The sequence below is a fragment of the Limimaricola soesokkakensis genome (genome assembly GCF_900172345.1).
Classification (GTDB): Bacteria; Pseudomonadota; Alphaproteobacteria; order Rhodobacterales; family Rhodobacteraceae; genus Limimaricola; species Limimaricola soesokkakensis.
This window is the reverse complement of record NZ_FWFY01000002.1, coordinates 261,540-283,587: the sequence shown is the minus strand read 5'-3', so window position 1 is coordinate 283,587 and position 22,048 is coordinate 261,540. Positions and strand designations below refer to the sequence as shown.

Here is a 22,048-nt window from a genome sequence, read left to right as displayed (position 1 = left end):
ATGGCCGAAAAGCAGAAGACGCGCGGTCTCGGGCGGGGGCTTTCCGCCCTCATGGCCGATGTGACCCAGGATCAGACCACCGCAGAACAGGCAAGGCGTCCCGACATGATGGTTCCGATCGAAAAGATCCGTCCCAATCCGGACCAGCCACGGCGACATTTCGACGAAACGGCGCTTGAGGAACTCGCATCCTCGATCCGCGAAAAGGGCGTGATCCAGCCGCTGATCGTGCGCCGCGATCCCAATCGCGACGGCTATTTCGAGATCGTCGCCGGCGAACGCCGCTGGCGCGCCTCGCAGATCGCGAAACTGCACGAACTCCCGGTGTTGATCCGCGAATACAGCGACACCGAGGTTCTCGAAGTCGCGATCATTGAAAACATCCAGCGCGCCGATCTCAATGCGATCGACGAAGCCGCCGGCTATCGGCAGTTGATGGACCGGTTCGGCCATACGCAAGAGCAGCTGGCCAGCGCGCTCGGCAAGAGCCGAAGCCATATCGCGAACCTGATGCGGCTCCTGTCGCTCCCCGCGGATGTGCAGGAAATGCTGACAACTGGCCAGCTGACCGCTGGCCATGCACGTACCTTGGTCGGCAACGAACATGCCTCCAGTCTGGCGCGTCAGATCCTGCTCAAGGGCATGTCGGTGCGTGACGCTGAATCGCTGGTTCGCAAACCCGGCAAGGCGCCGACGCCGAAGGCCGCGCGTAAGCCGAGCAAGGATGCTGATACGCTCCAGATCGAAAGCGAGCTTTCCGCGACGCTGAAAATGCCGGTGAGCATCGATCATGATGGCCAAGGGGAGGGCGGCCGTATCTCGATGCGCTATCGCGATCTGGAGCAGCTCGACGACATCCTTCGCGTCCTTTCGGGGAACTGAGCGCTCCTAGGCCAGCAATTCCCGCAACACGCCGTTCAGGATCGGTCGGCCCGCCTCTGTAGCGATGAGCCGGTCCTGAACGCGGTTCAAGAAACCCAATTCCGTTAGTGCCTCCACGCGTCGGTCGAAATCTTCGGAGAGAAGATCGACTTTTTCCGGAAGCTGCACGCCTTCCGCCAATCGCAGCCCCATCATCAAGCGTTCTTCCACGCCTTCGAGGGGCGAAAGCCGAACACGCTCGATCTCGCCCCCACGGCCACTTTCGACTTGGGAAAGCCAGGCTCCCGGCGCTTTCGGCGCTTCGGTGGCATAACGGATCCCGTCGAATTCCAGTCGACCATGCGCACCCGGACCGATGCCGATCCAGTCGCCCGAGCGCCAATAGACGAGGTTGTGCCGGCTTTCCGCGTCGGGGACCGCATGGTTCGAAATCTCATAGGCCGGGAGGCCTGCTTCGGTCGTCAACGTCTGGGTGATCTCGTACATCTCCGCCGAACGATCTTCGTCCGGCAGACCGCGAAGCCCGCCCCGTGCCAGACGGTCGCCAAAGGCCGTGCCTTCCTCGACCGTGAGTTGGTAGAGCGAGAGATGATCGGCGCAAAGCTCCATGGCCCGCCGCAACTCGCTTTCCCAAGCCTCGGGACTTTGGTCCTGCCGCGCATAGATCAGGTCGAAGCTGATCCGGTCGAAGGCATTGCGCGCAATGTCGAAGGCCCGAAGCCCCTCATCGACACTATGCAAGCGTCCTAGCCGCCGCAGATCCATGTCGTTCAGGGCCTGCATTCCCATTGAGACGCGGTTGACCCCGGCTTGGCGATATCCGGTGAACCGATCCGCCTCGATCGAGGTCGGGTTGGCTTCCAAGGTCACTTCGAAATCGTTGCGCAACCGCCAATGCCGCGAAATCCGATCAAGTATCGTGCCAACGATGCGCGGCTCCATCAGGCTTGGCGTACCGCCACCGAAAAAGACCGAGCCGAGAATTCGATCGCCGGTCTCCTCGGCCAAGCGGTCGAGTTCCAGAAGATAGGCCGCAGCCCATCGATCTTGGTCGATCCGCTGCGCGACGTGGCTGTTGAAGTCGCAATAGGGGCATTTGGCCTGGCAGAAAGGCCAGTGCAAATAGAGACCGAACCCGCCTCTCTGCCAGTTTTCGACCCTATTCTCCAAGGCAGGCTCGCAGCTTCTCGACGGCTTGGGCCCGGTGGCTCATGGCGTTCTTGGCCGAGGCATCCATCTCGGCAAAGGTGATGTCATGCCCGTCCGGCATGAATATCGGGTCGTAGCCGTGGCCCCGCGCCCCGCGCATCGGCCACACGACCTGTCCTTCGGCGAAGCCCTCGAAGACCTCTTCATGCCCATCGGGCCAGCACAGCACCAGCGTGCAGCAGAACCGGGCGCGATGCGGGGCAGGGCGGCCGCTGGCCTCGAGCTCGCGATGGACACGCTCCATCGCGATGTCGAAATCGCGGCCATTCCCGGTCTCGGCCCAATCCGCGGTATGCACCCCGGGACGACCGTCGAGGTCGAAGACCTCGAGGCCGCTGTCATCGGCCAGGGCCGGAATGCCCGTGGCGGCCACGGCGGCGCGGGCCTTGATCCGGGCATTGCCGACGAAGCTGTGTTCGGTCTCCTCGGGTTCGGGCAGGCCGTGATCGCCATTGCCGGTCACGGTCACCCCCAGCGGCGCGAGCAGGGCGCGGAATTCCTCCAGCTTGCCGGCATTGTGTGTCGCCACGACGAGCGATTTCTCGGTGAAGCGCCGCATCAGGCGGTCGCCTGCAATTGCGCTCGGGCCAGCTCGGCGCAGCCTGATTCGGCAAGATCCAGAAGCTGGGTCATCTGCTCGCGCGAGAAGGTCGAGCCCTCGGCCGACATCTGCACCTCGATCAGCTTTGACCCGATCATGACGAAGTTGCCGTCGACACCGGCCTCGCTGTCCTCGGGATAATCGAGATCGAGCACCGGCTGCCCGGCATAGAGGCCGCAGCTGATCGCCGAAACCGGATCGCCTAGCGGGTCGGACTTCACCAGCCCGGCGCTCATCAGCTTCTGCACCGCGAGCTTCATCGCGACCCAACCGCCGGTGATCGAGGCGCAGCGCGTGCCGCCATCGGCTTGGATCACGTCGCAATCGATGGTGATCTGCCGCTCGCCGAGCGCATGGAAATCGACCCCGGCGCGCAGGCTGCGGCCGATCAGGCGCTGGATTTCCTGGGTGCGGCCCGATTGCTTGTCCTTGGCCTCACGACGCATCCGGCTGTTCGTGGCGCGTGGCAGCATGCCGTATTCGGCGGTGACCCAGCCCTGGCCGGAATTACGCTTGAACGGCGGGACCCGCTCTTCGACCGTGGCGGTGCAGATCACCTGGGTATCCCCCATACGGATCAGGCAGGAGCCTTCCGCATGGCGGTTAAAGCCCGTTTCGATCTCGACGGCGCGCAGCGCGTCGGGGGTCCGGCCGGAGGGGCGCATGGTCTCATCCTTTCATATGTCGGGCTTGCGCATACGCCTTGCAGGCCACAAATCCAAGGCCGGCATGGGGCCGCATTGACCTCCTGCCGGTGCCGCCCTTAATGTGCCGTGCCCCCAGACAGGACCCAAACCCGCGATGCCAGACAGATCGCCCCGAATCGAGGATATGAACGACCGCTCCCGCGAGGTGTTCCGCCGCGTGGTCGAGGGTTATCTCGAAACCGGTGCCCCGGTCGGATCGCGCACGCTGACCCGGCACATGTCGGAAAAGGTCTCGGCCGCCACCATTCGCAACACGATGCAGGATCTCGAACATCTGGGCCTGCTCGGTAGCCCGCATGTCAGCGCCGGGCGGATTCCCACCCAGACGGGCCTGCGGATGTTCGTCGACGGGCTTCTCGAGGTCGGCGATCTCGATGGCGAGGACCGCCGCCGCATCGACCAGTCGATGCAGGAGGCCGATGGCGACGTGACCACGCTGCTCGACCGGGTCGGACACGCGCTCTCGGGGATCACCCATGGCGCGTCGCTGGTGCTGACGCCCAAGCACGAGGCGCCGATCAAGCATGTCGAATTCGTCTCGCTTTCGCCCGATCGGGCGCTGGTGGTGCTGGTCTTCGCCGATGGCCATGTCGAGAACCGCATCTTCACCCCGCCTGCCGGTCAGACGCCCTCCTCGATGCGCGAGGCGGCGAATTTCCTCAACGCCATCGCCGGCGGTCACACGCTGCGCGAACTGGCGGGCGTGATCTCGCGCGAGATCGCGGCCCGGCGGCAGGAGATCGATCGGCTCGCCGCGGATCTCGTCGAATCGGGCCTCGCCACATGGGTCAATCCGGGCGAGCAGGGCGAGCGCCTGATCGTGCGCGGTCGCGGAAATCTGCTCGGCGGCCCGGGCGAGGAGGCGGATCTCGACCGGATCCGCTCGCTGTTCGACGATCTCGAACGCAAGCGTGACATCGCGCAGTTCCTTGACCTTGCCGAAGAAGGTGACGGGGTGCGGATTTTCATCGGCTCCGAGAACAAGCTTTTCTCACTTTCGGGTTCCTCTCTGGTGGTTTCTCCTTATATGAACGCCGACCGTAAGATCATCGGCGCCGTGGGCGTCATCGGGCCGACCCGTCTCAATTACGGGCGGATCGTGCCCATCGTGGACTACACAGCACAGCTGGTCGGGCGCCTCGTCTCCGACCGCTCCTGAAGGGAAAGACGACAGATGGCAGAGCAAGACGAACCGCGCAGCCTCGACGAGCTGGCCGCAGAGGTGGACGAGAACGGCGAGGTGAGCGCCGAGGCCGCCGAGGGCTCGGACGATCTCGAGATCCTCAAGCGCGAGCGCGACGAGATCCGCGACCGTTTCATCCGCGCGCTGGCCGATGCCGAGAACACCCGCAAGCGGGCGGAGCGCGATCGCCGCGAGGCCGAGAATTACGGCGGCTCCAAGCTCGCGCGCGACCTGCTGCCGGTGCATGACAACCTCTCCCGCGCCCTCGACGCCATTGCCGAGGATCAGCGCGAGGCGCAAAAGGCGCTGATCGAGGGGATCGAGCTGACGATGCGCGAGCTACTGAGCGTCTTCAAGAAGCACGGCATCCACCCGATCGACCCGAAGGTGGGCGACAAGTTCGATCCGCAGATGCATCAGGCGATGTTCGAGGCGCCGGTGCCCGGCACCAAGGCGGGCGAGATCATCCAGGTGGCGGCACAGGGCTTCCTGCTGCATGACCGGTTGCTGCGCCCGGCGCAGGTCGGCGTGTCTTCCTTCAAGGAAAGCTGAAAGTTTCTCGGAACTTGTCCTCGCAGCATGCGTTGGAGGGCAAGTTCGATTTGAAACGTGATCGAAGGCGTGGCCTATGGCCGCGCCTTTCTTTTTTCAGCGGTCCCGCGACGCGGGCAGCAGCCCGTGCAACTCGTAGACCAGTTCGAGCGCGGCACGCGGCGTCAGCTCGTCGGGATGCAGCTCGCGCAGCCGCGCTTCCACCGCCGAGACCGCCGGCGCGGCGGGTTCCGGCGCGGCGCTCACGGCGGCAAAGAGCGGCAGGTCGTCTATCAGCGCCTGCCGCCGTCCGCCGCCCTCGCGCTCGCCCTGCTCAAGCGCCTGCAGCACCACCCGCGCCCGATCGACCACCGTCGCCGGAAGCCCCGCAAGCCGCGCCACCTGCACGCCGTAGCTGCGATCGGCGCTGCCGCGTCGCACCTCGTGCAGGAAGATCACCTCGCCCTGCCATTCGCGCACTGCGACGGTCGCGGTCGCCACGCCGTCGAGCTTGGCCGCGAGCTGAGTCATCTCGTGGTAATGGGTGGCGAAGATGCCGCGGCAGCGGTTCACGTCATGCAAGTGTTCCAGAACCGCCCATGCGATCGACAGCCCGTCATAGGTGGCAGTGCCGCGCCCGATCTCGTCGAGGATGACCAAGGCGCGGTCATCGGCCTGGTTCAGGATCGCTGCCGTCTCGACCATCTCGACCATGAAGGTGGAGCGGCCGCGCGCCAGATCGTCCGAGGCGCCGACGCGGCTGAAGATCTGGCTGACCAGACCGATATGGGCCGAAGCCGCGGGTACGTAGCTGCCGATCTGCGCCAGCACTGCGATCAACGCGTTCTGCCGCAGGAAGGTCGATTTACCCGCCATGTTCGGACCTGTCAGCAGCCAAAGCGGCGCATCGCCGAGATCGCAGTCATTGCCGACAAAGGTTTCTCCGGCGCGGCGCAGCGCCTGCTCGACCACCGGGTGGCGGCCGGATTCCACGTGAAACGCGCGGCTGTCATCGAGCTGCGGGCGGCACCAATCCGCGCCGCGCGCCAGATCGGCAAGACCGGCCGCGAGATCGATCTCGGACAGCGCCCGGGCCAGCTGCCCGAGCGGCGCGGCATGGTCGAGAATGGCCGATTTCAGCCTATCATAGACCCGTTTTTCAAGCTCGAGCGCGTGTCCGCCCGCATTCAGTATGCGGGTTTCGATCTCGTTGAGCTCCACGGTCGTGAACCGCACCTGGTTCGCCGTGGTCTGGCGATGGATGAACCGCTCGGAAAGCGGCGGCGCCAGCATCTTCGCGGCATGGGTGGCGGTGGTCTCGATGAAATAGCCCAGCACGTTGTTATGCTTGATCTTCAGGCTCTGAACACCGGTTTCGGCGGCATATTCGGCCTGCATCGCGGCGATCACCCCGCGCCCCTCATCGCGCAGCCGCCGTGCCGCGTCGAGATCGGCGTCATAGCCCGCGGCGACGAAGCCACCATCGCGCGCCAGAAGCGGCGGCTCGGCTACCAGCGCCTCGTCGAGCAGCGCATGCAGCGTCTCCTGACCCCTCAGGCTGCGCATCGCCTCGGCCAGCGGTCCGGGCAGATCGCCGCCCTCGGCCAAGGCGGCGATCTGGTCTGCGACGTCGAGCGTGGCGCGGATCGCCGCCATGTCGCGTGGACCGCCCCGGTCGAGCGCGAGCCGCGACAGCGCCCGGTCGAGATCATGGGCGCCGCGCAGCGCTTCGCGCAGATCGCCGCGCAGCCGGTCCTCCTCGACCAGATGCGCCACCGCCTGCTGCCTCGCCGTGATGGTGTCGAGATTGCAGGAGGGCGAGGCCACCCGCCGCTCCAGCAGCCGGGCCCCGCCCGCCGTCACCGTGCGGTCGATCGCATGCAGGAGCGAGCCTTCGCGTCCGCCTTGCATCGCATGGGTCAGCTCCAGCGACCGGCGCGTCGCTGCATCGATCCGCATCGCCGACATCCGCGCCTCCTGATGCGGCGGGCGCAGCAGCGGCAGGTTCCCCTTCTGGGTCAGCTCCAGATATTCGACCAAGGCCGACATCGCCGAGATCTCGGCACGCGAAAACGATCCGAAGGCATCGAGCGAGGCGACCTTCCACAGGCGTGCCAGCCGCGCTGCGCCGCCGGCGCTGTCGAACGCCCCTCGGTGCAGCGGCGTCACCGCCAGATCGAAGCCCGATGTGACCTCCGACAGGCTCTGTTCGAGGCTTTCGTCGACCAAGAGCTCGCGTGGGGTCAGCCGCGCCAGCTCCGGGCCCAGCGCCAGCCGGTCGCAGCCCAACACCGAGATCGCACCGGTCGAAATGTCGACCCATGCCAGGGCGCAGTCGTCGCGGAGCTCCGAGAAGGCGGCGAGGAAGTTGTGCCGCCGCGCATCCAGCAAGCTCTCCTCGGTCAGCGTGCCGGGGGTGACGAGCCGCACCACGTCGCGCTTCACCACCGATTTCGAGCCGCGCTTCTTGGCCTCGGCCGGGTCTTCGAGCTGCTCGGCAATGGCCACGCGAAACCCCTTGCGGATCAGCGTCAGCAAATAGCTCTCGGCGGCATGGACCGGGACGCCGCACATCGCGATGTCCTCGCCCATATGCTTACCGCGCTTGGTCAGCGCGATGTCGAGCGCCTCGGCGGCGGCCACCGCGTCGTCGAAGAACATCTCGTAGAAATCGCCCATCCGGTAGAACAGCAGCGCGTCGGCATGCGCCGCCTTGATCTCCAGATACTGCGCCATCATCGGCGTCACGGTGCCGGCCTGCGTGTTCATGCGTCTCTCCCGGGGGTGCAGCGGCGCGACCCTAGCTTTTGCGGCCGCCGCGCGAAACCCCGCAGCCGCGCTGACGCTAGGGCGTTGCGCCGCGCCGCAGCATCCCGCTATGCCTGTGCGTCCAAGGGACAGAAGGGACGAGCGATGGCCAAACCCCGTTTCACGCGCGAGGACGCGCTGAACTTCCACGAGGCCCCAAGCCCCGGCAAGTGGGAGGTGACGGCGACGGTCCCGATGACCACCCAGCGCGATCTGAGCCTCGCCTACAGCCCCGGCGTGGCGATCCCCTGCGAGGTGATCGCCGAGCACCCCGAGACCGCCTATGACTACACCAACAAGGGCAACCTCGTCGCGGTGATCTCGAACGGCACCGCCGTGCTCGGCCTCGGCAATCTCGGCGCGCTGGCCTCCAAGCCGGTGATGGAAGGCAAGTCGGTGCTGTTCAAGCGCTTCGCCGATGTGAACTCGATCGACCTCGAGCTCGACACCGAGGATCCGGACGCCTTCTGCAACGCGGTGCGGCTGATGGGCCCGTCCTTCGGCGGCATCAATCTCGAGGACATCAAGGCACCCGAATGCTTCATCATCGAGCAGCGCCTCAAGGAAGAGATGGACATCCCCGTCTTCCACGATGACCAGCACGGCACCGCCGTCATCTGCGCCGCCGGGCTGCTCAACGCGCTGCACCTGTCGGGCAAGAAGATCGAGGATGTGCGCATCGTGCTGAACGGCGCAGGCGCGGCGGGCATCGCCTGTCTCGAGCTGCTCAAGTCGATGGGGGCCAAGCACGACAACTGCATCATGTGCGACACCAAGGGCGTGATCTGGAAGGGCCGCGCCGAGGGCATGAACCAGTGGAAATCGGCCCACGCCGCCAACACGTCGCTCAGGACGCTGGAAGAGGCGATGGACGGGGCCGATGTGTTCCTCGGCGTCTCGGCCAAGGGCGCGGTGACGCAGGCGATGGTCAGGTCGATGGCGCCGAACCCGGTGATCTTCGCCATGGCCAACCCCGATCCCGAGATCACGCCAGAGGAGGCGCACGAGGTTCGCGAGGACGCAATCGTGGCGACGGGGCGCTCGGACTATCCGAACCAGGTGAACAACGTTCTTGGCTTTCCCTACCTGTTCCGGGGCGCGCTCGACATCCATGCCCGTGCCATCAATGACGAGATGAAGATCGCCTGCGCCGAGGCGCTGGCCGAGCTGGCGCGCGAGGAGGTGCCCGACGAGGTGGCGCTGGCCTATGGCCAGAAGCTCAGCTTCGGGCGCGACTACATCATCCCGACGCCCTTCGATCCGAGACTGATCCACCGGATTCCGCCCGCCGTCGCCCGCGCCGGCATGGCCACCGGCGTGGCCCGGCGGGAAATCGAGGACATGGAGCACTACCAGCAGGCGCTGAAGGGCCGGATGGACCCGACCGCGAGCGTGCTGCGTGGGCTCAACGCCCGGGCGCGGGCGGCGCAGGCCACCATGATCTTCGCCGAGGGCGACGACCCGCGGGTGCTGCGCGCCGCCGTGCAGTACCAGCGTTCGGGCTTCGGCAAGGCCCTGGTGGTGGGGCGCAGCGACGACGTGGCCGAGAAGCTCGCCGCCGAGGGCATGGCCGATGCGGCGGCCGAGCTGGAGGTGGTCAACGCCGCCAACACGCCGCATCTCGATACCTACAAGGCGTTCCTCTACGAGCGGCTGCAGCGCAAGGGCCATGACCAGCACGACATCCATCGCCTTGCCGGGCGCGACAGGCACGTCTTTGCCTCGCTGATGCTGGCGCATGGCCATGGCGACGGCATGATCACCGGCGCCACCCGCAAATCGGCGCATGTGATGGAGCTGGTGAACCACGTCTTCGACGCGGGTCCGCATGACGGGGCGGTCGGCGTCTCGGTGGTGATGCATAACGGCCGGATCGTGCTGATCGCCGACACGCTGGTGCATGAATGGCCCGACGAGGAGGATCTCGCCGACATCGCGACGCAGGGCGCGCAGGTGGCGCGTGAACTCGGGTTGGAGCCGCGCGTGGCCTTCGTCAGCTTCTCGACCTTCGGCTACCCGGTTTCCGAGCGCGCGACCAAGATGCATGCCGCCGCAGGCGTACTCGACCGGCGCAATGTCGATTTCGAGTACGAGGGCGAGATGGCCGTCGACGTGGCGCTGAACCCAAAGGGGCAGGAGAACTATCCCTTCTCGCGTCTCACCGGCCCGGCCAACGTGCTGGTGGTCCCGGCGCGGCACTCGGCCTCGATCAGCGTGAAACTGATGCAGGAGATGGCTGGCGCCACGGTGATCGGCCCGATCCTGTCGGGCGTCGACAAGCCAATCCAGATCTGCTCGACCGTCTCGACCGTCAACGACATCGTCAACATGGCCGTCATGGCTGCCTGCAAGGCGCGCCGCGCATGACGATCTGGAATCTCGGCTCGATCAACGCCGATCACGTCTATGCCGTGCCGCATATCCCGACCCCGGGCGAGACCTTGGCAGCGACCGCGCTGAATCACGGTCTTGGCGGCAAGGGCACCAACATGTCGGTCGCGGCGGCGCGGGCCGGGGCGCGAGTGGCGCATCTCGGTGCGGTCGGCGCGGATGGCGGCTGGATGATCGAGCGGCTCGAAGGCTACGGCGTCGATTGCACCCATGTGCAGCGCCGCGAGGGGTCGAGCGGCCATGCGATCATCGCCGTGGACGCGCAGGCCGAGAACGCGATCACGCTCTGGCCCGGCGCCAATCGCGAGATCGACCTCGACGCCGTGAAACAGGCTCTGGACGGGGCCGTCGCGGGCGATCTGCTGGTGACGCAGAACGAGACCAACGGCCAGGTCGAAGCGGCGGCGCAGGCCCGGGCGCGCGGTCTCACCGTGGCCTATGCGGCGGCCCCCTTCGCGGGCGAGGCGGTGCGCGCGGTGATGCCGCATCTCGACCTTCTGGTTCTCAACGAGGTCGAGGCGCGCCAGCTTTCGGAGGCGCTGGGCACGTCGATGGAGGAGTTACCAGTGCCGAATGTCGTGGTGACGCTGGGCGCGGCGGGCTGCGACTGGATCGAGACCGCGACGGGCACGCGCCACCATGTCGATGCGCCCAAGGTCAGGGCGGTCGACACCACCGGCGCGGGCGACACCTTCACCGGCTACCTGCTCGCCGGGCTGTCCGAGGGCCTGCCGATGCCGCGGGCGCTCGAACTGGCCGCGCGGGCCGGAGCGCTCAAGGTCGGTCGCCACGGCGCGGCCGATGCGATCCCCTCGCGCGAGGAGGTCGAGGCGGCGCGTTTCTGAGGCCGCCGCAGAGACGAGCATGCAGCAATTCGTCTTCTCAGAGCCTTCGGCCCAGCTCGCAGGCTGCGTCGCAGTGGTGCTCGTCGGGCTCTCCAAGGGGGGGCTGGGCGGCGCGCTGGCGCTTCTGGGCGTGCCGATCATGGCGTTGGCGATCCCGCCGGTGCAGGCGGCGGGCATCCTGCTGCCGATCCTTCTTGTGATGGACGCGATCAGCCTCTGGGCTTGGCGCGGCCAGTACCATTTGAGCACGCTGAAGCGGATGCTGCCGGGGGCCGCGATCGGCATCGGCATCGGCTGGCTGACGGCGGCGTTGGTCTCGGACGCGGTGGTGCGGCTGATCGTCGGCGTGGTGGCGCTGGCCTTTTCGGCACGCTGGCTGCTGTCAGGCCCCGCGCGCCGTGCCGCGCCCCGGTCCGAAAGCATCATGCGCGCTTCGCTCTGGGCCACGCTCGCGGGCTACACCAGCTTCGTCGCCCATGCGGGGGGTCCGCCGTACCAAGTCTACGCGATGCCGCTCCGGCTCGACCCGAGGCTCTATACCGGCACCAGCGTGATCTTCTTTGCCGTGGTGAACGCCATCAAGGTGATCCCCTACGCCTTTCTGGGGCAGTTCGACGCGGCCAATCTCATAGCGGCGGCCACCTTGCTGCCGCTCGCGGTCGGGGCGACGCTGGCGGGGGCCTTCGTGGTCCGCAGGATGCGGGCCGAGATCTTCTATCCGGTGATGTACGCCATGGTCGTCCTCGTGGGTCTCAAGCTGTGCTGGGACGGGCTCTCGGCATTGCTCTGATGCGTTTGGGGCTTTGACAGCCCCTCGTGGTCGGGCATGGTCCGCTTCCAGTAGAGCTTCGAGGTGTTCGTTTCATGCAGTTGTCCGTCCGTTTCGAGAATACCCGCGATACCGGTTCCAACAGCGGCCCGGTCACGGTCGGTTGGTGCCTGAACGAGACCAAGGCCGGCATCATCTATGCCCCGCCGGAACGGGTGCGCTCGGTGGATCTCGACCGCAGCCATGCCAAATCGGCCTCGCGCTGCCCGGCGGTAATCAACCTCGAAAGCCGCCATTTCCTGATCCGCTGCCCCTTCGACATCCATATCGGCTTCGCCCGTGACGATAAGGGCAAGCCGGTGTTGAAGAACCTGAACGGTGCGGCGAGCACGATCCGCGCCAGCAAGCTCGGCGACAAGCTGCATCTCGTCGGCGAGGCCGAATGGCGCCACCCCGGCGTGCCGACGCTGCAGCTCTCCTTGCCCTATCTGTTTCTGTGCGACGAGCCGGTCTACATGAGCCAGGTCGCGCCCTTCATGCATTACAGCCGCGAGCCTTTGCCCGGCACGATCTTCGGCGGCCGCTTTCCGATCAATGTCTGGCCGCGGCCGCTGATGTGGGCCTTCGAATGGCACGAGCCGCAAAAGCCCCTGAAGATCGCGCGCGGCGATCCGCTGTTCTATGCCTGTTTCGAGACTCTGCCGCAGGATCGCGGCGTGGCCATGGTCGAGGCGCAGCGCACGCCGGAACTGCTGGAATATCTCGAGCTGATCTCGGGCGCGGTGAACTACGTGAACCAGACCTTCTCGCTGTTCGAGGCGGCCGAGGCGCGGCGGCCCGAGACCCTGGTGACGCCGGTGGCCCGCAGGCCCCGGCAGGGATAGGCGCCGCCCCCTGCCACTACACCCGGGCTTAACCTCGGGGCGCTAGCCTTTGGGACTCGGGCCGCTCCGGCCCGGGGGAGAGCGCATGTCAGCCCAGAACGCGCCGGTCGTCATCAAGCGCAAGAAGGTCGTCGCCGGCGGCGGCCATCACGGCGGCGCCTGGAAGGTGGCTTATGCCGATTTCGTCACCGCGATGATGGCCTTCTTCATGCTGATGTGGCTGCTCAACGCCACCACCGAGCAGCAGCGCAAGGGACTGGCCGACTATTTCGCCCCGACCATCGCGATCAGCCGCACCTCGGGCGGCGGCGACAAGGTGCTCGCGGGCGATTCCCTGTCCAGCAGCGAACGGCTCAGCGCCTCCGGCGTCGATGGCGCGAGTTCCACGGCCCTGCCGCCTCTTGCCGAAGACCTGCCGCGACCGCCGGGCGAGGGGGCCGCCCTCGCCGAGGTGGCGGCGCTGCGCGACATCGAGGAGGTGCTGCTCGGCCGCGGTGGCGAAAGCCTCGTCGCGCGCGAGGCGCTGCGCCACGTGGTGACGCGGCTGACCGAGGAGGGGCTGGTGATCGAGATCTTCGCGCGCGCGGGCGCGCCGATCTTCGCCCCCGGCGAGACCGCGCCGCTGCCGGTCACGACCCAGCTTCTGGGGCTCGTGGCGCAGGCCGCCGCGCTGGTCGAGAACCCTGTCGCCGTGGCGGCGCATCTGGCCGCGCGGCCGGTGGTGCTGGCCGACAACCCGGTCTGGCGCCTGTCCTCGGGCCGGGCCGACGCGGCGCGCGAGGGGCTGGTCGCGGCCGGGCTCGCGCCCGCGCGGATGCGCCGCGTCACGGGTCTTGGCGACCGCGATCCCTCGGCCGAGGGGCCCGCCGCGCCGCGCAGCGACCGGCTCGAGATCACGCTGCTGCGCCCCCATTAGCGCCGCCTTAAGCCCGGCGCTGTAGGTCGGAAAGGGACAGGCTCCACCCGTTTCACCGGAAAGGTCACCATGACGATCTCCTCCTCTCTCAGCGCCGGCGTTTCCGGCCTCGCGGCCAATGCCCACCGGTTGGCGACGATCTCCGACAACATCGCCAACTCGGCCACATTCGGCTATCGCCGGGCCACTACCGATTTCCATTCGCTGATGATGGGCAGCGGCCCGGGCCGCTACGTGGCAGGCGGGGTCGCGACCACGTCGCAGCGGCTGGTCGACGAAAGCGGTGCGCTGTCCTCGACCTCGAACCCCACCGATCTCGCGGTGCGCGGCCGCGGCTTCCTGCCGGTCAGCGCCACCGCGATCATCGGCGGCGACGATGCGGACTTCCGGCTCGCCACCACCGGCTCGTTCCGCGCCGACGAAGAGGGCTACCTGCGCACGCCGGACGGGCAGACGCTGCTGGGCTGGCCCGCCGGGCTCGACGGGTCGATCGGCACCTTTCCACGCGACACGATCGGCGGGCTGCAGCCGGTGCGCGTGCCCGCCGGGCAGCTCTCGGGCATTCCCACCACCGAGGTGACGCTCGCGATCAACCTGCCCGCCACCTCGACGCAGGAGGGCGCCGAAGGTCTGCCCGAGGAGCTGACGGTCGAATACTACGACAATCTCGGCACCACGCAGCAGCTCGGCCTGACCTTCACGCCGAGCCTGCCGGCGGCGGGCGGCGCGCCGACGAACGAATGGGTGATGCAGATCACCGACGGCGCCGCCGGCGACACGCTGGTGGGCGAATACACCCTTACCTTCGAGGACAGCCGCGAGGCGGGCGGGGCGCTTCTCTCTGTCACGGCGACGCAGGGCGGCGACTACGATCCCGAAACCGGCGCCTTCGAGATCGAGGTGGCGGGCGGACCGATCTCGGTGAATATCGGCGCGGGAGACGTGTCCGGCGGGCTGTCGCAGCTCGCGGCGCTGTTCTCGCCCCTGACGATCAGCCGCGACGGCGCGGCCACCGGCAACATGACCTCCGTCGAGGTCGATCCCGGCGGATTCGTCCATGCATATTACGACAATGGCGCGAGCCGCCGCATCTATCAGGTGCCGCTCGTCGACGTGCCCAACCCCAACGGGCTCGAAACCCATGACGGCCAGTCCTACACCTTGACCCGCGACAGCGGCGACATGCTGTTGTGGAACGCGGGCGACGGCCCCACCGGTGACATCGTCGGCTTCGCGCGCGAGGAATCGACCGTCGACGTCGCGTCCGAGCTGACCCAGCTGATCCAGACCCAGCGCGCCTATTCGACCAATGCCAAGGTCATCCAGACCGTCGAATTGTCCTTCGCCGAGGAGACCGATTTGCCGGTCGAGATCTCGGTCTGGGTCTTGGAGAGGCTCGAATTGATCCCCTTGAGGGTCTGTAGCGCGACCATCGCGCCGTTATTGGTCAGAATGCTGGACATATGTATGGTCCCAAAGCTCGGCGGCCATCGCGCGCCGGGTTTCAATGCAGGCCCGCGCCGGGCGCGGACATTCGGACGGCCATTCTGACGTCGCGCGGACCGGGTCGTATCCCGCCGCCATCTGTCGCCGGCTGATCCGGTGACGGCTTTCTTGTCGCAAGCCGGGCTTAAGCGGGTCCTAATGTGCGGGGCCCGAATGCGGGGCATTCGACTCGAACCGTTCAGGCCCCGCGCCGCAGCGCCGGTGCGGCGGCCGTCGCGGCGGGGCGGGGCCGGCCGTTGCGGTCATAAGTGGCGAAGCCGCCCTCGACACGGCGCAGCGCGGCCGCCCGGGCCTCTCCCTCGCGCAGGCCCGCCAACGCCGCCTCGTAGAGACGGGCGTTGCGGGCCAGATCCGCTTCGATAGCGGCGAGCGCGCCCCGGTTCTGCGATTGCGTCGACAACGCTTCTACGAGAGCTGTCTTGGTGTCGAGCATCGGGCCAAGATCCGCCAGGCGCCCTGACAGGAGTGCCGTGCGCTCGGTCGCCAGCAGTTCGGCCAACCGGTCCGTCAGGGGAGGCTTCATCGATCCGGCCCGCCCATGGCGGCGTAGAGTTTCCGGGCCAGCCCGATGCCGCCGGCGGCAGTGATGCGCTCGCCCTGAGCCTCGATCAGGAAAGACCGGAACTGAGCTTCGCCCGGGCCCCCGCCAAAGCCCGCATCGGGGGTGCCGGGATCCGAGAGGCGCAGGAGTTCCGACAGGAACCCGGCCTCGAGCGCCTGGGCCGCGCGCCAGAGCGGGTCAGGGGCGGCTGGCCTGATGTCATGCACGGACGGTCCTGCCGACGGCGGTGAGAGGGAGGTCTGGGGAATCATGGCAAATCTCTTCTCCACAGGGATCGGCCTCGATCATTCCGTCACCCGGTAAAGATACGGTAAGCCTTTCCGGCCATGCTGCATCCAAGCCGACACGTCGAAGGGACGCCGCATGTTCGACCCGCTTCTTGGTCCGGGCAATAGGCCCATCCCGCCGCGGGGAGTGATGGCCGCTTCGACGGGCGGGAAGGGTTTCGCGGCGCTGGTTTCGGAGGGAGGCGAAGGACGAAACGGAACTCGGGAGGGCGGGGTCGAGGCGAGGCGCGAGGAAACCGAAGAGGTGGAAGAACCGGTACTCGCGGTTCCGGCACCCCGTTCGGCGAAACCTGCCCCAACCGCGAAGAAGGCAGGCCCCTCGGGTTGGGGGTCCAGCCCCATTCCCCCCGCCGCCGAGCTTGGGCGAGTCGGTTCGGAACCTGCTGAGGCGGGGGCTCCGGATTTTGAAGCGGATGCGATGCAGAGGCCGAACGGCCGAAGCGCGGCTGGTTTGGCAATATCCGGAACGCGGTTGGTCTCAGCGATGGATTCTGCCCATCGTGCTAGCGCAGTCGGGGAAGCGGGACTGGTGCCGCACTTTGAAGGGCCAGCCCGAGGCAGCTTGGTAACGGAGAGGGCTGGGATACGAAGCAGAACTGCCCCAACGAACCACGCCTCGCTTCCCGCCGCGCAGTTAGGAGATAGCGACAGGACTGACGTGGCCGGGGCAAAGGAGGCTACGGTGGCGGTCCGAAGAATTTCTGCTTTGGCGGGGGATTCCTCCCCGGGGCCGGTGGCCCCCGATCCTTCGGCACCCGGCAACGCCGACGTGCCGGGACCGGAGGGTTGGGGCGCGCTGGTCCCGGCGGATCGGAGCCAGGGGGCACCCGAAGAGATGCGGATTGCGACGACGCCGCGTTCGGTGGCGCAGCAGATGGCACAACAGACCGCTCAGATCAGCGCCATGGCGGGAGGGCGGGTCGACTTGAGGCTCGACCCGGAGGAACTGGGCCGCGTGGCGATGCAGATCCATACCGAGGGCGACCGGATCACCCTGATCATAGCTGCTGAACGCGGCGACACGACCGAGCTGATCCGGCGGCACCTGCAGGAGCTTGCCGGGGAGCTTCGCGCGCTGGGCTACCGTTCCGTCAGCCTCGGCTTCGAGGACGGACGGGGGGGCGATGGGACGCCGCCGCGGAAAAAGGGCGGCCTGGATCACCAGGACCCCTTGCCGCCGGGAGAGGGGCCAAGCGCCGCAATCCCCCACCCTTCAGTGGAAGCGCCCCTCACGGGCCTCGATCTCCGTCTCTAGGAAAGGCCGACATGACCCTGATACCAGATGCCACCGCCCAGTTGCCGGCGCCCGTTCGGGCCGAAGGCCGCCCCGGCCTTACCGATGCCGCGGATTTCCAGATGTTCCTGAAGATGCTGACGGCGCAGATCCGCAATCAGGATCCGCTCGAACCGATGGAGTCCGCCGACTACGCGGTGCAGCTCGCGACCTTTTCGGGAGTCGAACAGCAGGTGCGGACGAACGAGCTGCTGGCGGCGCTGTCGGAAAGCCAGGGGCAGGGGGAGCTGTCGCAGGTCGCGGTCTGGGTCGGGCGTGAGGTACGCGCCCCGCTGCCCGCCACATTCGACGGCGCGCCCCTGGATATCGGCTTCGAAACCCGGCCGGGGGCGGAGGCCGGTCTGCTGGTGGTGAGCGATGCCGCAGGCCGCGAGGTGATGCGCCACGAGGTCCCGCCCGGCCCGCAATCCTTTCAGTGGGCCGGTACGGATGCGCGAGGCATGCCGCTGCCGGCCGGTGACTACGGCCTTGCCATCGCCAGCCTGTCCGGAGAGGAAGAGATCGGCCGCGACGTGGTCGAAACCTATGGCCGCGTGCGCGAGGCTCGGCTCGAGGCCGGGGGCGTGATGCTGCTGCTCGATGGCGGGGGGCTGGTGCCTGTGGCGCAGGTCACGGCGCTGCGAGAGGCCTTCTAGACCAGCGAGGCGACCCAGCCCGCCGCCGCCGTCAGCGCCGCGCCGACGGCGATCCAGCCAAGCGGCGGCAACTCGCGCCGCCGCTCTTTCGGCTCGGGGTGGCTCTGCCGGACCAGCGCCGCCTCGGCCATCGCGGGCAGCCGCGGACCGAAGCGCGACAGCACCTGTATCGTGCGGCCGAGATCGCGGGCCACGGCCTTGGGGCCGATGCTTTCGCGAATGTAATCCTCGACCACCGGGCGCGAGGCCTCCCAGATGTTGATATGCGGGTCGAGCGTACGCGCCACGCCCTCGACCACCACCATGGTGCGCTGCAAAAGGATCAACTCGGTGCGGGTCTGCATGCCGAAGCGTTCGGTCACCTCGAACAGGTAGTTGAGCAGACGCGCCATCGAGATCCGCGAGGCGTCCATGCCGAAGATCGGCTCGCCGACGGCGCGCAGGGCCGAGGCGAAGGCATCGACGTCCCGGTCGGCGGGGACGTAGCCCGCCTCGAAATGCACCTCGGCGACGCGCTTGTAGTCCTTGCGGATGAAGCCGAAGATGATCTCGGCATAGACCCGGCGAGTGTATTCGTCGATCCGCCCCATGATCCCGAAATCGAGCGCGATCAGCGTGCCGTCGGGGCCGACCTTGAGATTGCCCTGATGCATGTCGCCATGGAAATAGCCGTCGCGCAGCGCATGGGCGAGGAACAGCTGCAGAACCCGGGCGGCGAGGCGCTTGCGGTCGTGACCGGCGGCGTCGATCTCGGCCACCTCGGCCGCGCCGATGCCGTCGACCCAGCCCATCGTCATGACCCGCCGCCCCGAGAGGTGCCAGCGCAGCGTCGGCACGGCGAAGCCCTCGTCCTTGGCGGTGTTGGCGGCGAACTCGGCCGCGGCCGCGGCCTCGAGCCGCAGGTCCAGCTCGCCCAGCACCACGCTCTCGAAATGCGCGATCACCTCCACGGGACGCAGCCGGCGCGAGGCGGGCGACAGCCGCTCGATCACCCGGGCCGCGAAGTAGAACGCCTCGATGTCGCGGCGAAACGCCTTTTCGATGCCGGGGCGCAGCACCTTGACCGCGACGGTCTCGCCGGTCTCGGCGAGGCGCGCCCGGTGTACCTGGGCGATAGAGGCCGCGGCGACGGGCTCGGAGAACTCCGAGAAGAGCTGATCGACCGGCTGGCCCAGCTCGATTGCGATCGCCCGCTTGGCCTGCGCGGTGGGGAAGGGGGCGAGCCGGTCCTGCAGCACCCGCAGCTGCACCGCGAGCTCGTCGCCCACCACGTCGGGCCGGGTCGAGAGGATCTGGCCGAACTTGATATAGGCGGGACCGAGCGCGGTGATCGCGCGAGTGGCGGCGGGCATCTCAGGGTCGCCCTCGTAGCCAAGCCAGCGGAACGGCGCGGCGAAGAGCCGGATCGCCAGCCGCAGCGGGCGCGGCGCGTCCATCGCGTCGAGCACCACGGCCATCGCGCCGGTGCGCTCGAAAGTAGCGCCGGTGCGGATCAGCCGGATCAGGTTGTGCGGGCCCCTCAGAGCTTCCACCCCGAATGCAGGCAGGCGATGCCCATGCTCAGGTTACGGTACTTCGCCTGCTCGAAACCCGCCGCCTCGACCATGCCGAGAAAGGTTTCCTGGTCCGGGAAGCGGCGGATCGATTCCACCAGATACTGGTAGCTGTCGCGGTCGTTCGCGATCAGCTGGCCCATCGCAGGAATGATGTTGAAGCTGTAGAGGTCGTAGACCTTCTGCATCATCTCGTTGGGGATCTGACTGAACTCCAGCACCATCAGACGGCCGCCGGGGCGCAGCACCCGGAACGCCTCGTCGAGCGCCTTCTGCGGCCGGGTGACGTTCCTGATGCCGAAGCTGATCGTGTAGACGTCGAAGCTGTTGTCGGGGAAGGGCAGCGCCATTGCGTCGCCCACCACCCAGTTGAGGCTGTCGCCCAGCCGCTCGGCCTCGGCCCGCTTGCGGCCCTCGACCAGCATGGATTCGGTGAGGTCGCAGACCGTGGCATGGCCATGCCCGGCGCGGCCGAGGAAGCGGAACGACACGTCGCCGGTGCCGCCGGCCACGTCGAGAAGCTTCTGGCCCGGACGCGGTGCCAGCCAGTCCATCATCGCGTCCTTCCAGAGCCGATGGATGCCGACGCTCATCACGTCGTTCATCACGTCGTAACGCGAGGCGACGGAGGTAAAGACCCCGCGCACGCGGCCTGCCTTCTCGTCCTCGGGCACCGTCTGGTAGCCGAAATGCGTGGTCTGGTCGTCGCTCAAGGGTCTTGTCCCGTGCCGCCGTGATGCCTTGATAGGGCTCAGTGGCGGCATATAGGCCGCGACAGCCGAAAGAAAGAACCCATGCCCGAATTGCCAGAGGTCGAGACGGTTCGTCGCGGGCTTGCCCCCGCGATGGAGGGGGTGGTGATCGAGACCGCCCATGTGAACCGCCCCGACCTGCGCTGGCCGTTTCCAGAACGCATGGCCGAGCGACTTTCGGGGCAGCGGGTCGAGCGGCTGCGGCGGCGGTCGAAATACATCCTCGCGGACCTGTCGGGCGGCGAGACGCTGATCGTGCATCTGGGCATGTCGGGGCGGATGACCGTGTCGGGCATGAAGCTCGGTAATTTCCATCATCAACATCCCGCGCCGGAAAAGCACGACCACGTGGTGTTCGACATGGCCAATGGCGCGCGGGTGACCTTCAACGACGCGCGCCGCTTCGGGGCGATGGATCTGGCCGCAACAGAGGCGGTCGAGGCGCACTGGCTTTTGCGCGAGATCGGGCCGGAGCCGTTGGGCAACCGCTTCGACGAGGCCTATCTCGTGGAGCGGCTCAAGGGGCGGATGGTGCCGATCAAGACCGCGCTTCTCGACCAGCGCGTGGTGGCCGGGCTTGGCAACATCTATGTCTGCGAAGTGCTGCACCGCGCCGGCATCGATCCGCGCCGCAAGGCCGGGCGGATCTCGGCGGCGCGGGTCGCCTCGCTGGTGCCGCTGATCCGGGTGGTGCTGGAAGAGGCGATCATCTCCGGGGGCTCCTCGCTCAAGGATTACAGGCAGGCCGATGGCGCGATGGGCTATTTCCAGCACGGCTTCAGGGTCTATGACCGCGAGGGCGCGGCCTGTCCGACCGCGGGCTGCGACGGTCGGGTGGACCGGATCGTGCAGTCCGGGCGTTCGACCTTCCTGTGCGCGCGCTGCCAGAGGTGACTTGATCGCCGGAGCGGGGCGGGTCAGGTTTCGCGAAAGCAGCCGGAGACAGCCATGGCCTATACCACCATCCTCGTCGAAACCGAGGACGACATCGCCACCATCACGCTCAACCGCCCGCAGGCGATGAATGCCATCAACTCGGTGCTGTTGCGCGAGCTGGTCGGCGCGCTCGAGGAGGCCGACCGCTCCGACAAGGTGCGCTGCATCGTGCTGACCGGCTCGGACAAGGCCTTTGCGGCAGGCGCCGACGTGGCCGAGATGGCCGATCTGTCTTTCGTCGAGATGTACCGCCGCGCGCTCTATGCCGGCGACATGGCGCGGCTGGCGCGGATTCGCAAACCGATCATCGCGGCGGTGGCGGGCTACGCGCTGGGCGGCGGCTGCGAGCTGGCGATGGCCTGCGACATCATCATCGCCGCCGACACCGCCAAGTTCGGGCAGCCGGAGGTCAATCTCGGGATCATGGCGGGGATGGGCGGCAGCCAGCGGCTTACCCGCGCGGTGGGCAAGCCCAAGGCGATGGACATGCACCTCACGGGCCGCTTCATGTCGGCCGAGGAGGCCGAGCGCGCCGGGCTGGTCAGCCGCGTCGTGCCGGCGCGCCAGCTCGAACAGGAGGCGCGCGCGGCGGCGACGAAGATCGCCGAGAAGAGCCAGGTCTCGGTGCTCGCGATCAAGGACGCGGTGAACCGCAGCCAGGAGCTGCCGCTGACCGAGGGGCTGGCCTATGAGCGACGTCTGTTCGAGGCGCTGTTCTCGACCGAGGACCAGGCCGAGGGCATGGCCGCCTTCCGCGAGAAGCGCGAACCGCAATACCGCGACCGCTGAGCTGTGGA

Annotated in this window: 20 protein-coding genes and 2 pseudogenes; 13 read left to right on the top strand and 9 right to left on the bottom strand. The window is 67.5% G+C overall.

All coding sequences use genetic code 11. The features are described 5' to 3' along the window. The gene (locus tag LOS8367_RS04110) at positions 1 to 882 is read left to right on the top strand and encodes a ParB/RepB/Spo0J family partition protein (protein ID WP_085895177.1); all 882 of its coding nucleotides are present in this window, start codon (positions 1 to 3) and stop codon (positions 880 to 882) included. A gap of 6 nt (positions 883 to 888) precedes the next feature. Here LOS8367_RS04110 and hemW read toward each other — a convergent pair whose 3' ends face one another. The 3 genes from hemW to rph are packed head-to-tail and all read right to left on the bottom strand — an operon-like array spanning position 889 to position 3,357. Beyond that, positions 889 to 2,052: a radical SAM family heme chaperone HemW gene (gene hemW, locus LOS8367_RS04105; protein ID WP_085895176.1), complete on the bottom strand. Its 1,164-nt coding sequence runs from the start codon at positions 2,050 to 2,052 to the stop codon at positions 889 to 891. Further along, positions 2,042 to 2,650, bottom strand: coding sequence for an RdgB/HAM1 family non-canonical purine NTP pyrophosphatase (gene rdgB, locus LOS8367_RS04100; RefSeq protein WP_085895175.1), 609 nt, complete (start codon positions 2,648 to 2,650; stop codon positions 2,042 to 2,044). The genes hemW and rdgB overlap by 11 nt, the downstream gene beginning before the upstream one ends. Further along, positions 2,650 to 3,357 (bottom strand): ribonuclease PH, encoded by a 708-nt coding sequence (gene rph / locus LOS8367_RS04095; protein ID WP_085895174.1) that lies wholly within the window; start codon positions 3,355 to 3,357, stop codon positions 2,650 to 2,652. The genes rdgB and rph overlap by 1 nt, the downstream gene beginning before the upstream one ends. Before the next feature lie 166 nt (positions 3,358 to 3,523). On the opposite strand from rph, the gene hrcA reads away from it, so the two are divergent. Next, complete coding sequence (hrcA, locus tag LOS8367_RS04090; protein WP_370160985.1) at positions 3,524 to 4,558, top strand: heat-inducible transcriptional repressor HrcA; 1,035 nt, start codon at positions 3,524 to 3,526, stop codon at positions 4,556 to 4,558. Positions 4,559 to 4,573: 15 nt separating this feature from the next. Beyond that, entirely contained in the window at positions 4,574 to 5,134 is a 561-nt protein-coding gene (locus tag LOS8367_RS04085; protein WP_085895172.1) for a nucleotide exchange factor GrpE, read from the top strand. A gap of 96 nt (positions 5,135 to 5,230) precedes the next feature. Here the strand turns inward: LOS8367_RS04085 and mutS are convergent, their stop codons facing one another. Further along, positions 5,231 to 7,882: a DNA mismatch repair protein MutS gene (gene mutS / locus LOS8367_RS04080; protein WP_085895171.1), complete on the bottom strand. Its 2,652-nt coding sequence runs from the start codon at positions 7,880 to 7,882 to the stop codon at positions 5,231 to 5,233. 144 nt (positions 7,883 to 8,026) lie between these two features. On the opposite strand from mutS, the gene LOS8367_RS04075 reads away from it, so the two are divergent. From LOS8367_RS04075 to LOS8367_RS04050, 6 genes and pseudogenes are all read left to right on the top strand, one after another. Further along, positions 8,027 to 10,288: an NADP-dependent malic enzyme gene (locus LOS8367_RS04075; RefSeq protein ID WP_085895170.1), complete on the top strand. Its 2,262-nt coding sequence runs from the start codon at positions 8,027 to 8,029 to the stop codon at positions 10,286 to 10,288. Next, entirely contained in the window at positions 10,285 to 11,157 is an 873-nt protein-coding gene (locus tag LOS8367_RS04070) for a ribokinase (RefSeq protein WP_085895169.1), read from the top strand. The genes LOS8367_RS04075 and LOS8367_RS04070 overlap by 4 nt, the downstream gene beginning before the upstream one ends. 19 nt (positions 11,158 to 11,176) lie before the next feature. Next, on the top strand, positions 11,177 to 11,947 hold the full coding sequence (locus tag LOS8367_RS04065; RefSeq protein WP_085895168.1) for a sulfite exporter TauE/SafE family protein: 771 nt from the start codon (positions 11,177 to 11,179) through the stop codon (positions 11,945 to 11,947). 74 nt (positions 11,948 to 12,021) lie between these two features. After that, complete coding sequence (locus LOS8367_RS04060; RefSeq protein WP_085895167.1) at positions 12,022 to 12,810, top strand: hypothetical protein; 789 nt, start codon at positions 12,022 to 12,024, stop codon at positions 12,808 to 12,810. Positions 12,811 to 12,895: 85 nt separating this feature from the next. Further along, positions 12,896 to 13,726, top strand: coding sequence for a flagellar motor protein MotB (locus LOS8367_RS04055; RefSeq protein ID WP_085895166.1), 831 nt, complete (start codon positions 12,896 to 12,898; stop codon positions 13,724 to 13,726). A 69-nt stretch (positions 13,727 to 13,795) separates the two neighbouring features. Next, a pseudogene (locus LOS8367_RS04050) lies at positions 13,796 to 15,088 on the top strand (flagellar hook protein FlgE); the annotation flags it as partial. Here LOS8367_RS04050 and LOS8367_RS19455 read toward each other — a convergent pair. From LOS8367_RS19455 to LOS8367_RS04040, 3 genes and pseudogenes are all read right to left on the bottom strand, one after another. Beyond that, positions 15,028 to 15,189 (bottom strand): annotated as a pseudogene (locus LOS8367_RS19455) (flagellin N-terminal helical domain-containing protein); the annotation flags it as partial. The pseudogenes LOS8367_RS04050 and LOS8367_RS19455 overlap by 61 nt on opposite strands. A gap of 221 nt (positions 15,190 to 15,410) precedes the next feature. Beyond that, positions 15,411 to 15,755: a flagellar biosynthesis protein FlgN gene (locus tag LOS8367_RS04045; protein WP_133056286.1), complete on the bottom strand. Its 345-nt coding sequence runs from the start codon at positions 15,753 to 15,755 to the stop codon at positions 15,411 to 15,413. After that, the gene (locus LOS8367_RS04040; protein WP_242665497.1) at positions 15,752 to 16,000 is read right to left on the bottom strand and encodes a rod-binding protein; all 249 of its coding nucleotides are present in this window, start codon (positions 15,998 to 16,000) and stop codon (positions 15,752 to 15,754) included. The genes LOS8367_RS04045 and LOS8367_RS04040 overlap by 4 nt, the downstream gene beginning before the upstream one ends. An 814-nt stretch (positions 16,001 to 16,814) precedes the next feature. Between LOS8367_RS04040 and fliK the strand changes: the two genes are divergently transcribed. After that, positions 16,815 to 17,336, top strand: coding sequence for a flagellar hook-length control protein FliK (gene fliK, locus LOS8367_RS18980; protein WP_165761380.1), 522 nt, complete (start codon positions 16,815 to 16,817; stop codon positions 17,334 to 17,336). Positions 17,337 to 17,347: 11 nt separating this feature from the next. Next, positions 17,348 to 18,010, top strand: a complete 663-nt coding sequence (locus LOS8367_RS04030; RefSeq protein ID WP_085895161.1) for a flagellar hook capping FlgD N-terminal domain-containing protein — start codon at positions 17,348 to 17,350, stop codon at positions 18,008 to 18,010. On the opposite strand, the gene ubiB is transcribed toward LOS8367_RS04030, so the two are convergent. Continuing rightward, entirely contained in the window at positions 18,007 to 19,533 is a 1,527-nt protein-coding gene (gene ubiB / locus LOS8367_RS04025; RefSeq protein ID WP_085895462.1) for a 2-polyprenylphenol 6-hydroxylase, read from the bottom strand. The two genes, LOS8367_RS04030 and ubiB, sit on opposite strands and share 4 nt — an antisense overlap. After that, a complete protein-coding gene (gene ubiE / locus LOS8367_RS04020; RefSeq protein WP_085895160.1) occupies positions 19,530 to 20,327 on the bottom strand; it encodes a bifunctional demethylmenaquinone methyltransferase/2-methoxy-6-polyprenyl-1,4-benzoquinol methylase UbiE in 798 nt (265 codons plus the stop codon). The genes ubiB and ubiE overlap by 4 nt, the downstream gene beginning before the upstream one ends. A gap of 30 nt (positions 20,328 to 20,357) precedes the next feature. Between ubiE and mutM the strand changes: the two genes are divergently transcribed. Next, positions 20,358 to 21,209 (top strand): bifunctional DNA-formamidopyrimidine glycosylase/DNA-(apurinic or apyrimidinic site) lyase, encoded by an 852-nt coding sequence (mutM, locus tag LOS8367_RS04015; RefSeq protein WP_085895159.1) that lies wholly within the window; start codon positions 20,358 to 20,360, stop codon positions 21,207 to 21,209. A 54-nt stretch (positions 21,210 to 21,263) separates the two neighbouring features. Next, entirely contained in the window at positions 21,264 to 22,040 is a 777-nt protein-coding gene (locus tag LOS8367_RS04010) for an enoyl-CoA hydratase-related protein (protein ID WP_085895158.1), read from the top strand. Positions 22,041 to 22,048 lie beyond the last annotated feature (8 nt).

Excerpts from the sequence above, each read along its gene's own strand:
- LOS8367_RS04085 (WP_085895172.1), top strand. The coding sequence starts at position 4,574 with ATGGCAGAGCAAGACGAACCGCGCAGCCTCGACGAGCTGGCCGCAGAG.
- ubiE (WP_085895160.1), bottom strand. The coding sequence starts at position 20,327 with ATGCCGCCACTGAGCCCTATCAAGGCATCACGGCGGCACGGGACAAGA.
- rdgB (WP_085895175.1), bottom strand. The coding sequence starts at position 2,650 with ATGCGGCGCTTCACCGAGAAATCGCTCGTCGTGGCGACACACAATGCC.
- mutM (WP_085895159.1), top strand. The coding sequence starts at position 20,358 with ATGCCCGAATTGCCAGAGGTCGAGACGGTTCGTCGCGGGCTTGCCCCC.
- LOS8367_RS04060 (WP_085895167.1), top strand. The coding sequence starts at position 12,022 with ATGCAGTTGTCCGTCCGTTTCGAGAATACCCGCGATACCGGTTCCAAC.
- mutS (WP_085895171.1), bottom strand. The coding sequence starts at position 7,882 with ATGAACACGCAGGCCGGCACCGTGACGCCGATGATGGCGCAGTATCTG.
- hrcA (WP_370160985.1), top strand. The coding sequence starts at position 3,524 with ATGAACGACCGCTCCCGCGAGGTGTTCCGCCGCGTGGTCGAGGGTTAT.
- LOS8367_RS04010 (WP_085895158.1), top strand. The coding sequence starts at position 21,264 with ATGGCCTATACCACCATCCTCGTCGAAACCGAGGACGACATCGCCACC.
- LOS8367_RS04070 (WP_085895169.1), top strand. The coding sequence starts at position 10,285 with ATGACGATCTGGAATCTCGGCTCGATCAACGCCGATCACGTCTATGCC.
- LOS8367_RS04045 (WP_133056286.1), bottom strand. The coding sequence starts at position 15,755 with ATGAAGCCTCCCCTGACGGACCGGTTGGCCGAACTGCTGGCGACCGAG.
- LOS8367_RS04030 (WP_085895161.1), top strand. The coding sequence starts at position 17,348 with ATGACCCTGATACCAGATGCCACCGCCCAGTTGCCGGCGCCCGTTCGG.
- LOS8367_RS04110 (WP_085895177.1), top strand. The coding sequence starts at position 1 with ATGGCCGAAAAGCAGAAGACGCGCGGTCTCGGGCGGGGGCTTTCCGCC.
- LOS8367_RS04075 (WP_085895170.1), top strand. The coding sequence starts at position 8,027 with ATGGCCAAACCCCGTTTCACGCGCGAGGACGCGCTGAACTTCCACGAG.
- rph (WP_085895174.1), bottom strand. The coding sequence starts at position 3,357 with ATGCGCCCCTCCGGCCGGACCCCCGACGCGCTGCGCGCCGTCGAGATC.
- LOS8367_RS04055 (WP_085895166.1), top strand. The coding sequence starts at position 12,896 with ATGTCAGCCCAGAACGCGCCGGTCGTCATCAAGCGCAAGAAGGTCGTC.
- LOS8367_RS04065 (WP_085895168.1), top strand. The coding sequence starts at position 11,177 with ATGCAGCAATTCGTCTTCTCAGAGCCTTCGGCCCAGCTCGCAGGCTGC.